Below are 12678 nucleotides of genomic sequence, written 5' to 3' on the forward strand. Positions count from 1 at the left end.
GGGCGCGGCGCCGTTACACCCGTTCGATGATCGTCGCCGTGCCCATGCCGGCGCCGATGCACAGCGTCACCAGCGCGGTGTTGAGATCGCGCCGTTCCAGCTCGTCCAGCACCGTGCCGAGGATCATCGCGCCGGTGGCACCCAGCGGATGGCCCATGGCGATGGCGCCGCCGGCGACGTTCATCTTGTCGTGCGGAATGTCGAAGGCCTGCATGTGGCGCAGCACGACGGCCGCAAAGGCTTCGTTCAGCTCGAAGAGGTCGATGTCGGAGAGCTTGAAGCCAGAGCGGGCCAAGAGCTTTTCGGTGACATCCACGGGACCCGTCAGCATCAGCGCCGGATCGGAGCCGATATTGGCAAACGCGCGGATACGGGCCCGCGGCTTCACGCCGAGGATGTTGCCGCCTTCCTTCGAGCCGACGAGCACGCCGGCAGCACCGTCCACGATGCCCGAGGAATTGCCGGCATGGTGGACGTAATTGATCCTCTCGATCTCCGGATGCGCCTGGATGGCGACGGCTTCAAAGCCGCCCATCTCGCCCGGCATCTGGAAGGAGGGGTTGAGCGAGGCGAGCGACTGCATGTCCGTACCCGGCCGCATGTGCTCGTCACGGTCGAGAATGGTGATGCCGTTGACGTCCTTCACCGGCACCACGGACTTGGCGAAGTGGCCCTTTTCCCAGGATTCGGCAGCGCGACGCTGGCTTTCCACCGCATAGGCATCCACGTCGTCACGGGAGAAGCCGTACTTCGTCGCGATGAGGTCGGCCGAAACACCCTGCGGCATGAAATAGCCGGGGAAGTTGACGGAGGGATCCATGTACCAGGAGCCGCCCGCCATGCCCATGCCGACGCGCGACATGCTCTCCACGCCACCGGCGATGACGAGATCGTCGGCCCCTTGTGCGATCTTGCCGGCTGCGAGGTTGATGGCGTCGAGGCCGGAGGCGCAGAAGCGCGAGATCTGGATGCCCGGTGCCTTCATCGAATAGCCGGCCTCGAAGGCGGCCGACTTCGGAATGACGGCGCCCGCTTCCATGACGGGATCGACGCAGCCCATGATGATGTCATCGACCTTGCTCGTGTCGATGCCGTTGCGATCCCGCAGTGCCGTCAGCACGCCCGCCGCCAGCCGCGGCGTCGGCACCTCGTGCAGCGCACCGTCCTTCTTGCCGCGCCCGCGGGGCGTGCGCACGTGGTCGTAGATGAAGACTTCAGTCATTGGTTTCTCTCCCTTGCCGGGTTGAATCTCGGGCGCAGCGCAGGCGCACTGAACGCCGTGTATGTCGTCGCTCCTGGGGGCCGTCATCTCCTGGCTCGCACCGCATCACACTGCCATCAGCATGCGCATTTTGCGGCCGCTCGTTCCGCGACATTCCCAGATAGCATCAGCTTCGTGACGAATGGACAAGTCTGCAAACCAAAAGACCGGCGGCGGTTCTTGCAGCGCCGCCGGCCCGTGGCCGGATCAGAAGGCTTCCGCCGCCAGCTCCATCATCGTGTCGCTGCCGGCTTCGATGCGGGCCTTGCGCAGCGTGGTTTCCGGCATCAGGCGTTCCATGAAGAACTTCGCCGTGACGAGCTTGTTGCGGTAGAAGGCTTCGCGGTCACCCGCACCGGCCGCCAGCGCGTCTTCCGCCGCCTTCGCCATCTTCGCCCACATGTAGCCGACGACGACGAGGCCGAAGAGGTGCATGTAGTCGGTGGAGCCGGCGCCGGCATTGTCGGGCTTGGCCATGGCGTTCTGCATGAACCACATGGTGGAGGCCTGCAGGTCGTTGAGACCCTTCTTCAGCGCCTTGGTGAAGCCGGAGAGCTTCTCGTTCTCGCGGTTTTCCTCGCAGAAGCCGCCGATTTCCTGGAAAAGCGCCATGACGGCGCGCCCGCCATTCATGCCGAGCTTGCGTCCCACGAGGTCCAGCGCCTGGATGCCGTTGGCGCCTTCATAGATCATGGCGATGCGCGCATCGCGCACATACTGGCTCATGCCCCATTCCTCGATATAGCCATGGCCGCCATAGACCTGCTGGGCCATCACGGCATGGTCGAAGCCCTTGTCGGTGAGAACACCCTTGAGGATCGGGGTCATCAGGCCGAGAATGTCATCGGCCGCCTGGCGCTCCTTCTCGTCGGTCGCGCGATGCGCGATATCCGACTTCAGCGCCGTCCACAGCGTGAAGGCGCGGCCGCCCTCGTTCCAGGCCTTGATGGTCAGAAGCGCGCGGCGGATATCGGGATGCACGATCAGCGGATCGGCCTTCTTCTCCGGCGCCTTGACGCCCGAGAGAGAGCGGCCCTGGATGCGCTCGCGCGCGTAGTTGGCGGCGTTCTGGTAGGCGATTTCGGAAATGGAGAGACCCTGCAGGCCCACGCCGAGGCGGGCTTCGTTCATCATCACGAACATGGCGTTGAGGCCCTTGTTCTCGGTACCGATGAGATAGCCGGTCGCGCCGTCATAGTTCATGACGCAGGTCGCGTTGCCGTGAATGCCCATCTTGTGCTCGATGGCGCCGCAGGAGACGGCATTGCGCTCGCCCGGCGTGCCGTCGTCCTTCAGCACGAATTTCGGCACGATGAAGAGGGAAATGCCCTTGGTGCCCTCAGGCGCGCCCTCGATGCGGGCCAGCACGAGGTGGATGATGTTTTCCGACATCGTGTGTTCGCCGGCCGAGATGAAGATCTTCTGGCCGGAAATCTTGTAGCTGCCATTGCCATCCGGCACGGCCTTGGTGCGCAGCAGGCCGAGGTCGGTGCCGCAATGGGGCTCGGTGAGATTCATCGTGCCGGTCCAGGTGCCCTCGACCATCTTCGGCAGATAGGCGGCCTTCTGGGCGTCGGAGCCATGCACGAGGATCGCCGCGATCGCGCCCTGCGTCAGGCCCGGATACATGGTCAGCGCCATGTTGGCCGACGACATGTATTCGCCGACGGCGGTGTGCAGCGTGTAGGGCAGGCCCTGTCCGCCAAATTCCTCCGGCACGGCAAGGCCAAGCCAGCCGCCCTGACAATAGGCGTCATAGGCTTCCTTGAAGCCCTTCGGCACGTTCACGGTCGCATCGTCGTTGCGCTTGCAACCTTCCTGGTCGCCGGAAAGATTGACCGGGAAGAGCACTTCCTCGGCAAGCTTGGCGGCTTCGCCGGCAATCGCCTCGATCATGTCGGGCGTCGCCTCGGCAAAGCCGGGAAGGTTGTTGTAGCGCTCGATGCCGAGCACGTCGTTGAGAATGAAAAGCGTATCGTCGACTGGGGCCTTGTAGATCGGCATGGGCTTTCCTCACCTAAAGCATACGGGCGTTCGGCAGGGCCGACGCCTTTTCCTCCGGCCGGCTGCGGACGGCAGTCCGGCAATCTCATCCATGATGCTACAAAACTTTGACGTTTGCGTAAACGTCAAATTTGAAATCCGTGTCAAAAATTCTTGTGAGGCGCGGGCGCTGGTGGCGCTCGAAAAGGGTTCACCCGGCGAGCCTGACACAAGCCTCGGATCAGCATGGCCTGAAATGGTTAAAAAAATTTCGAGAAGGTTAACCGATTGTTTACCACGTCTGACCAAATGTTCCCGGTCAGAGGGTTATGCCGCGCTCTGTTTGTTCTTCGCGTCGATGCGGCATCTCCGAAACCAGCCGGCCAGGGCATCCAGCCCGTTTCAGTGCCGGCAGGCGGCAGACCGTCAGACGAGGCGAAGAGACCATGAGCGGATCGCGACCCCCCTACACCCGAGGCCCCGGGCGCCCGTCCGGCGACCGCGCTTCGCTGGACCAGCTCAACCGGACGATTGACGGGCTTGAAGCCCGCCTCGAGGGCTTGATCGGCACGCCTCGTGGTGGTCGTGCGGCGCCCTCGCGCGAGGAGGTGCGTGACCCCGTCGACGAGATTCGCGAACGCCAGCGCGCGCTCGGTGCACTGCGCGACCGCACCTCGATCCGCGACACGATTGCCGCGCGTGCCGAACGGCTGCGCGAGCAGGACGAGCGCCAGCCGGCGCGCCATCAGCCCGCCGCCTACCAGGCGCAGCCGGCCTATCCGCCCCAGACCCAACCCCGGGCCGACTTTGCCGGTCGCGCCGAGCCGCGCGACCGTGTCGCGCCGGTCCCGCAGCCTGCCGTCCGCGACACGTCTGCCGCCGACATTGCCCGCGCCCTGGTCGATCTGCGCCAGGACCTGAAGCGCGACCTGACCGAAGGCCTGACGCGCGAAATGGATGCCCTGCGCGCCGAAATGCGTGCGATCCGCTCCGCCGCCGAAGGCAGCGACAGCGTCGAGGACATCAGGGGCGAGATGCAGCGTCTGGCCGAAAGCATCGGCCAGCTCGGTCGCCAGGCGAGCCCTGCCCAGGCGGATGCGCTGCGCAAGGAATTCAACGACATGCGCTCGCTGATCGACGGGCTTGCCCGCGAAGACAGCGTTCGGCGCATGGAAACCCGCTGGAGCGGCGTCGAGCAGCGCCTCAACGCCTTCGATGCCAGCCGTGACGATGAGCTGGTTGCGCTCGCCTATCGCCTCGACGAAATCAAGAGCCAGATCGAGAGCGTCGGTAACCCCAAGGTTCTCCACGCCCTCGAAGACAAGCTCGTCACCGTCGCCCACGCAATCGAGACGATCGGCCGGCAGATACAGCCCGACGATCACCACATGGCGTCGCGTTTTGCCGAACTCGACGTCCGTCTTGACGAGATCAGCCGGGCGATCATTTCCAGCGGTCGCACCGCCGGCAATGCCGACCATGCCGGTGTCACACGGCTCGAAAATCGCCTGACCGATCTTGCCCGCCATGTCGAAAGCCTCGCATCGCGCCGGGATGACGGTCTTGCCATGCGTCTCGAGGCGCTTGCCGCCCGCGTCGAGGAGATCGCCGCCGACGATACGGCAAGCCGTCTCGACGAACGCCTGCACCAGCTCTCCGTCATGATGGAGCGCTCCAGCCGCGGCGGCGACGCCGAGCTCGATCGCCACCTGCACGACATTTCCGTCAAGATCGACGCGCTGGAGCGCGGCAATCTGAATGAGCATCTGCTCGATCGCCTGGACGTGATCGCGCGCCGCATCGACGGTCTCAACGCCCCGCAGGCGGTCGATACGCGCCATGCCGACATGCGCTTCGAGCGTCTGGAAGACCAGCTCGCCACCATCGCCACCCATCTGGCCGAAACGCAGGCCGCCCCGCGCGATGATCGCGAGGCACTGCGCGGACTGGAAGCCCAGATCGCCAACCTCTCGTCGCTGATCGCAACCAACGCCGCCACGGCACCGGCAGGCGGCGCTCTGCCGGCCGAGTTCGAAACCCGCATGCATGCGCTGGAAGACTATCTGGCGACCAGCGATGAATACATCATCGAGGCTGCGCGACAGGCTGCCGAGGCGGTGATGGAAGCCTACGGCCGCAACGGAGTCGGCACGGCCCAGCAGGTCAATGCCGGCGACATCTCTGCCATCGCGGCACTTGCTGAAGACCTGCGGGCGCTGGAAGGGCTCAGCCGCTCCAGCGAGGAGCGCACGGCCCGCACCTTTGAAGTGCTGCACGAAACGCTCGTCCACATCGCAGAAAAACTGGAACGCCTGGAAGAGGGCATGGAGCGGCGCAGCCAAGAGCCTGTCGCTGCCCCGCTGTCCGCGCCGATGGCCATGTCAGCTGCCACGCCTGCCGTCGGCAGCCTCAAGCAGGCGGCCGAAGCCCAACGCGCCGAAAGCCAGCGCGGCTCTTCCATCACCCGTCTTGCGCCGGTCGTGGAGGACGACGAAACCGACCCTTTTGGCGAAGCGATCGCGGCAGCTTTGGGTGGCCGCGAGCCGCGCGCGGCTGATGGCGCGTCCGCCTCGCTGGTGGCTGCCCGCGAGGATATGCTGCGCTCGCAAGTGAAGCATCCGGCTCCCGAGGTCGTCGAAGCGGTCTTCGCTTCGGCTGCGGCCGGACGCAGGGATGCACCCGCTGCCGTGTCCGACATGGCTGCAGCACCTGTCCGGGCGGGCCATGATGATGAGATCATGCCGGCCGTTATCGACGACGCAGCTGAAGATGAGGCCGGCGCCCCCGCGCGTGGTGGCCTGCTGTCGTCGCTGACGCGCCGTTTCGCTCCCCAGCGCAAGGACAAGAAGGTGGCGGCGCCCGCGCCCGCCCGCCACGAAGTCGCACCCTCGCCATCAATCGATGCTGCAGACGCGATCGCGCCGGATATGTCGAGCGAGCTTCTCGAGCCAGGTTCCGGCCTGCCGGATGTCAAGCGCATCCTGGAGCGCGTGCGCGCCGGCCAGCGTGACGGCGCCCGGGCTGCCGACGCCGTCGAGGGCGAAAAGGGCGATTACTACATCGCCGCGGCCCGTCGTGCCGCAAAGCTTGCCGCCGAGGAAGCCGGCACAATTCGCACCGAGCAGGGCGAAAGCCGCGCCGATGCCGGCACCAAGCGGTTCAATCGTCGTCCGATCCTGCTCGCTGTCGGTGCCGTGCTGTTGGCCGTGATGGCCTTCCCGCTCGTCAACACGCTGGTGAACGGCGAAACCGCTCCGCCAGCGATCCAGGCAAGCACCGACAATCGCACCGCCGAAACCTCTGCCGCCCCGGCCGACGAGCCGCAGTCAAACGTCCGCGCCGAAGCAGAAGCCGTGGTTGCGGCAACGCCATCCGCCGTAACCCCGACGGACGAAAAGGCCGCCGAACAGCAGGCAGCCGATACGGCCACGGTCCCGGCAGACGAGGCGACCGCCGCCCTTCCGGCCGATTCCGCAGAACCGCAGGCGCAAGGAACGGTGGTCCCGGCAACGACCGTACCCACCACGACGCTGACACGACCGGCCGATTCCGCCGCCGAGCCCTCGCAGGCAGCAGGCGAACAGCCGCCTGTCGAGACACCGGCTGCCGCACCCGCCACGGTCAGCGAAGCTGCACCCGTGACGGTGCCGGACACGATCGGCCCGGCACCGCTGGTCGAAGCCGCCCGCAAGGGTGATCCGCTGGCCTATTTCGAGATCGGCGCGCGCTACACCGACGGTCGTGGCGTGACGGCGGATCTCGCCGAGGCCGCCAAGTGGTATCAGCGCGCCGCCGACGCCGGCGTCGTGCCGGCCGAATACCGCCTTGCCAACCTCTATGAAAAGGGCACCGGCGTTGCCCGCGACCTCGACAAGGCCAAGGCGCTCTACGAGGCCGCAGCCAATCGCGGCAATGCCAGCGCCATGCACAATCTCGCCGTCCTTCTTGCGACCGGCAGCGGCGGCAATCCGGACTTCAAGGCTGCCGGCGAATGGTTCCGCAAGGCGGCAGACCATGGTGTGAAGGACAGTCAGTTCAACCTGGCCATCCTTTATGCCCGCGGCAATGGCGTGCCGCAGGATCTGGAAGAAAGCTACAAGTGGTTCGCCGTCGCTGCCTCAGAGGGCGACACGGATGCCGCCCAGAAGCGGGACGAAGTGGCCACGGCCATGAAGCCCGAGCAGCTTGCCGGCGCCAAGGCGAAGGTTGAAGCCTGGAAGGTTCAGCCGCTCAACGCCGATGCCAACTCCGCCAACATTCCCGACAGCTGGACCGGTGGCGGCGTGAAGACGTCGACGATCGACATGAAGAAGGCGATCCGCAACATTCAGGCGATCCTCAACAACAACGGCTTCAAGGCCGGTACGCCGGATGGCGCGCTCGGTCCGCAGACGGTCAATGCCATCAAGGAATTCCAGAAGTCGATCGGCCAGGCGCCGACCGGCGAACTGACGGACGCACTGGTGCGTGAACTTCTGAAGCGCAACCAGGCCAAGGCTGGCTGATCGGCTGAAACGCCGGATAAGGCAGCAAAGCCAACAGGCTGCGTCACAAAATGGACACGTCGCGCGGGTGAACTTCACCCGCGCGGCTTTCGTTTGGGCGCGGCGGTTGACAGCATCCGGCTGGCGGCGCAAGACGGATCAGGCCGGTCGATCGCGGGAAAGCCCCGAGAACCCGGCCCTGCAATCACATGGACAAGAGCCTGGCGGGCTGCCCGCCACCGACGCCCGCCGGCCTTTGCGGGCTTTTGGCATATCGAGGTCCGCCCGTGACGGTGTATCTGCCCATTGCAGAATTGTCGGTGAATATCCTCGTCATTCTGGGTATGGGTGCGGCCGTCGGTTTCCTCTCCGGCATGTTCGGGGTGGGCGGCGGCTTCCTCATTACGCCGCTCCTGATCTTCTACAACATCCCGCCCGTCGTCGCCGTCGCCACCGGCGCCAATCAGGTCGTGGCCTCTTCGATCTCTGGCGCTATCACCCACTTCAGACGCGGCACCATCGACGTGAAGCTGGGAAGCGTGTTGCTGGTGGGCGGTCTCATGGGCGCTACCATCGGTGTCTGGATCTTCTCGCTGCTGCGCCGCATCGGACAGCTCGACCTCGTCATCTCGCTGCTCTACGTCGTGCTGCTCGGCGTCGTCGGGGCGCTGATGCTCACGGAAAGCCTGCGTGCCATGCGCAAGGCTTCGAAAAACCAGCCGGCGGCCCTCAGGCGGCCGGGCCAGCACAACTGGGTGCACCGGCTGCCCTTCAAGGTGCGTTTCAAGAAGTCGAAGATCTATCTCAGCATCATCCCCGTGATCGGCCTTGGCATGAGCATCGGCGTGCTGACCTCGGTCATGGGCGTGGGTGGCGGCTTCATCATGGTCCCCGCCATGATCTACCTCCTGCGCATCCCCACCAACGTCGTGGTCGGCACCTCGCTCTTCCAGATCATCTTCGTCTCCGCCTATGCCGTGATCGTGCAGGCCTCGACCAACTACACGGTCGATATCGTGCTGGCCTTCATCCTGATGGTCGCCGGTGTCATCGGTGCGCAATACGGCGTGCGGGTCGGCCAGAAGCTGCGCGGCGAGCAGCTACGCGCCCTCCTGGCGCTTCTCGTCCTCGCCGTCGGCATTCGTCTCGCCATCGATCTCGTCATTCCGCCTGCCGACATCTACTCGGTCGTCTCCACGGGGGTCGGCTACTGATGGCTTTCCCTCGCAAGCCGCTGCGCCACCTCCTTGCCGCCGTCGCGCTGCTGGCGGCCATGGCCACGCCGGTGGCGGCGCAAACGGATGGCAGCGGCGGCGCGCAGCCCTCGGGCGATTTCTCGGAGCAGCTGGAGATCGGCATCTCCACCGACGAGATTTCGATCACCTCGGATTTTCGTGGCGCCGACCTGACGATCTTCGGCGCCATCGAGGGCTTCGATGAAAAGCTCCTGGCGCAGGGCAAATACAATCTCGTCACCGTTCTGGAAGGCCCCAAGGACAATGCGACGGTGCGCAAGAAGGAGCGCGTCTTCGGCATCTGGGTCAACCGTCACTCGATGACCTTCGAACTGGTGCCGGAATCCTATTCGCTCGCCACCACGCGCGACATCAGCCAGATCGCCCCGCCGCAGGACATCGCCAACATGGGTATCGGCGTGGACCACATGCGGCTCGTGCCCACCGGCTTCGTCGGCAACGGCTCGAACCTCACCGAATTCCGCGACGCCTTCCGCCGCATCCGCGAGCAGAACGGCGTCTATCAGCGCGATCCCGGCGGCGTGCAGTTCATCTCCTCCAGCCTCTTCAAGGCCTCGATCCGCCTGCCGGCCGACGTGCCGAACGGCATCCACCTCGTGCGCGCCTACCTCTTCCGCGACGGCACCTTCGTGGCAGCAAAGGCCCTGCCGCTCCGGGTGGTGAAGACGGGTCTTGAGGAAGCCATCACCCGCGCGGCCCACGAGCAGCCCTTCTTCTACGGCCTCTTTGCGGTGTTGATCGCCGTCATCACCGGCTGGGGCGCGAGCCTTCTCTTCCGCCGCGATTGACAACGGCCCGTGTATTGACGGGTCGGCTCAAATCGACCACATCAGCGGCAAACGGAGGACATCCCGACCATGAAGCCGATTTTCGTCCAGATCCAGTGCGCCCCCGGCAAGACCTACGAGGTCGCCGACGAGATCTACAGGAAGGAGATCGTCTCGGAGATGTATTCGACCAGCGGCGACTACGACCTGCTGCTCAAGATCTACATCGCTGAAGGCGACGACATCGGCAAGTTCATCAACGACAACATCGCCACCGTCCCCGGTATCACGCGGTCACTGACGACGCTCACTTTCAACGCGTTCTGACGTTCTGACGCCGCGCGAGCGCTCCGGACGACGTCACCGCCAGCCGAGCGCCGGCGCTACATGGGTCAGGATCGCCTCGATGACATGGGCGTTGTAGGCGACGCCGAGCTGGTTGGGCACGGTTAGAAGCAGCGTATCGGCTTCCGCGATCGCCTCGTCCTTCTTCAGTTCCTCGATGAGCGCATCCGGCTCGGCCGCATAGCTGCGGCCGAAGATGGCCCGGGTGTTCTGGTCGATATAGCCGATCTGGTCGCTCTCCTTGCCGCCACGGCCGAAATACATGCGGTCCTGATCGTTGACGAGCGCGAATATGCTGCGGCTCACGGAAACGCGCGGCGTGCGTGTGTGCCCTGCCGCTGCCCAGGCCTCGCGATAGGCGCGGATCTGCCGGGCCTGCTGGATGTGGAAGGGTTCGCCCGTCTCGTCGTCCTTGAGCGTCGAGCTTTGCAGGTTCATGCCTTGCTCGGCGGCCCACACGGCCGTGCGGTTGGAGCCCGCGCCCCACCAGATGCGATCCCTGAGGCCCTCCGAATAGGGCTCCAGCCGCAGCAAGCCCGGCGGGTTCGGAAACATCGGGCGCGGATTGGGCTCGGCGAAGCCTTCGCCCTTCAGCACGTCGAGAAAGATCTCGGCATGACGGCGTCCCATCTCCGCATCGTTCATGCCCTCGGGCGGCACATGGCCGAAATAGCGCCAGCCGTCGATCACCTGCTCCGGCGATCCCCGGCTGATGCCGAGCTGCAGGCGTCCGCCGGCAATGAGATCGGCCGCACCGGCATTTTCCGCCATGTAGAGCGGGTTTTCATAGCGCATGTCGATGACGCCGGTGCCGATTTCGATGCGCTTCGTGCGCGCGCCGACAGCCGCCAGCAGCGGGAAGGGCGAGGCGAGCTGCCGGGCAAAATGGTGGACGCGGAAATAGGCGCCGTCAGCCCCCAGTTCCTCGGCCGCCACGGCAAGGTCGATCGACTGCAGCAGCACATCCGCGGCGGTGCGCGCGCCCGATTGCGGGGAGGGCGTCCAATGCCCGAAGGAGAGAAAACCGATCGACTTCATGTTGCCTCGCTTGCCGTTCGGCCGGGACGGTCTGTCGCGACCTTCCCGCCGGAATTCCGTATTACCGCTTCTTGACGAATTCGGTGCGCAGCACGAGACCCTTGATCGCATCGTGACGGCAGTCGATTTCCTCGGGGTTCTCGGTGAGACGGATCGAGCGGATCACCGTGCCCTGCTTCAGCGTCTGGTTGGCGCCCTTGACCTTGAGGTCTTTGATCAGCGTGACGCTGTCGCCATCGGAAAGCACGTTGCCGGCGCTGTCGCGCACCACCGCCGCCGCGGCGGCAGCCGCTGCCATTTCCGATGCGGGTCGCCATTCGCCCGTCACCTCGTCATAGATGTAGTCGTCGTTGTCGGCCATGAAAGCCCCCTGTTGTCCGGCGGCATCGGCGCCTGCGCCCCCAAAGCGCGCGGCCCGGCCGTCGGGCCGGGCATAAAGCATGCGATCCCGCATCGCAATGACGGGGAAGCTGCGCCTTCAGGTGCCGCCAATGCAAAACGGCCACCCCTGTTGTCCATGGGCGGCCGTCTTCGCGACAACGTGTCTCGTGAAAGGATTATGCGCGGACGTAGACATCCTCCGTCCGCACAACACGGGTGGTCCCGACCGAACCACCGATGAGAGAGGCAATGGCGCCGACAACGAGAGCCACGAAGGCGAGGACGGCACCGGTGGAGACGGCCGTTGCGGCGGTCTGGGCGGCGGCGGTCGCCTGCTGCTTGGCGGCTTCGACGGTCTGGCGATACTGCGTTTCGTACTGGGCAACCTGCTGGCGGGCCTGTTCGACCGGGATGTTCTGGGCACGAGCGAGGGCGTCGGCAGCCTGGTTGCGGGCCTGTTCGGCCTGCGCCGGATCGCCGGTCAGGACGGCCTGCACGGCCTTGACGGCGGTGTCGCGCAGCACGGCCGGGTCATTGCCGCCGCTGGTCTCGCGGATCTGCTGCTCGATGGCGGCCATCGGGTTGGTCGCTTCGGCAAGCGACGGGGCCGCGGCGGTGGCAGCCGTTGCGACCGTCGAGCCGGCGCCGGAAATGATGCCTGAGATACCGTTGAAGAGACCACCGGCCAGAGCGCCGATCGACGTCGTCAGCAGATAGAAGATCACGAGCGTCGTGACGGCCCAGGAGGTCAGGCCGTGCAGCGCGCCGGTGGAGCGCAGCGGACGGCCCGAGAGGCGGCTCGCGACATAGCCGCCGGCAAACGAGGCGACGATGCCGCTGATGACGAACCACGCGATCGTGCCCATGGAAAAGGTCGAGGCGGCCGGATTGTCCGCCGTGCCGGGATCGATCACCGCCGCGCCGATGCCGACGCCGAGCAGGTTCAGAACGAGCTGCACCGTCAGCGCAATCGCCACACCGGCGAAAACGGCGCCCCAGGAGACACGGTTGAAAGCTTCGTTGAGGGTGGGGGAGGTGCCGCGCGTCTGCACGTGCGCGTAGGTGGCGGTATCGGCCATGGGGTTCTCTCTCCTGTCTGCCGGGATGAGTTCGATCCCGGCACGTCTTGAATGCCTCGCAAAACGGGCAACAGGAGCGTTTGT

General features: G+C 65.5%; 9 protein-coding genes. 4 read left to right on the top strand and 5 right to left on the bottom strand.

Features of this window, described 5'->3' with window-relative positions; all coding sequences use genetic code 11:
* Positions 1-13: 13 nt before the first annotated feature.
* Entirely contained in the window at positions 14-1222 is a 1209-nt protein-coding gene (locus ACED18_RS18475; protein WP_377295014.1) for an acetyl-CoA C-acetyltransferase, read from the bottom strand.
* Positions 1223-1468: 246 nt separating this feature from the next.
* Positions 1469-3265, bottom strand: coding sequence for an acyl-CoA dehydrogenase C-terminal domain-containing protein (locus tag ACED18_RS18480; protein WP_377295016.1), 1797 nt, complete (start codon positions 3263-3265; stop codon positions 1469-1471).
* A gap of 425 nt (positions 3266-3690) precedes the next feature.
* Here ACED18_RS18480 and ACED18_RS18485 point away from each other — a divergent pair, with 425 nt between their 5' ends.
* The 4 genes from ACED18_RS18485 (at position 3691) to ACED18_RS18500 (ending at position 10078) form a co-directional block, all read left to right on the top strand.
* Entirely contained in the window at positions 3691-7749 is a 4059-nt protein-coding gene (locus ACED18_RS18485) for a peptidoglycan-binding protein (RefSeq protein WP_377295018.1), read from the top strand.
* 266 nt (positions 7750-8015) lie between these two features.
* A complete protein-coding gene (locus tag ACED18_RS18490) occupies positions 8016-8942 on the top strand; it encodes a sulfite exporter TauE/SafE family protein (RefSeq protein WP_377295020.1) in 927 nt (308 codons plus the stop codon).
* Between the two features lie 20 nt (positions 8943-8962).
* The gene (locus ACED18_RS18495; protein WP_377295158.1) at positions 8963-9772 is read left to right on the top strand and encodes a TIGR02186 family protein; all 810 of its coding nucleotides are present in this window, start codon (positions 8963-8965) and stop codon (positions 9770-9772) included.
* A gap of 69 nt (positions 9773-9841) precedes the next feature.
* Positions 9842-10078, top strand: a complete 237-nt coding sequence (locus ACED18_RS18500; protein WP_377295022.1) for an Lrp/AsnC ligand binding domain-containing protein — start codon at positions 9842-9844, stop codon at positions 10076-10078.
* Between the two features lie 33 nt (positions 10079-10111).
* On the opposite strand, the gene ACED18_RS18505 is transcribed toward ACED18_RS18500, so the two are convergent.
* The 3 genes from ACED18_RS18505 to ACED18_RS18515 form a co-directional block, all read right to left on the bottom strand.
* A complete protein-coding gene (locus tag ACED18_RS18505) occupies positions 10112-11134 on the bottom strand; it encodes an LLM class flavin-dependent oxidoreductase (RefSeq protein WP_377295024.1) in 1023 nt (340 codons plus the stop codon).
* A gap of 61 nt (positions 11135-11195) precedes the next feature.
* The gene (locus tag ACED18_RS18510) at positions 11196-11495 is read right to left on the bottom strand and encodes an alkylphosphonate utilization protein (RefSeq protein ID WP_377295026.1); all 300 of its coding nucleotides are present in this window, start codon (positions 11493-11495) and stop codon (positions 11196-11198) included.
* Between the two features lie 196 nt (positions 11496-11691).
* Complete coding sequence (locus tag ACED18_RS18515; protein WP_377295028.1) at positions 11692-12594, bottom strand: PhnA-like protein; 903 nt, start codon at positions 12592-12594, stop codon at positions 11692-11694.
* Positions 12595-12678: the final 84 nt, after the last annotated feature.

Origin of the sequence: Rhizobium sp. SG2393, assembly GCF_042610495.1 — a bacterium.
Classification (GTDB): domain Bacteria; phylum Pseudomonadota; class Alphaproteobacteria; order Rhizobiales; family Rhizobiaceae; genus RU20A.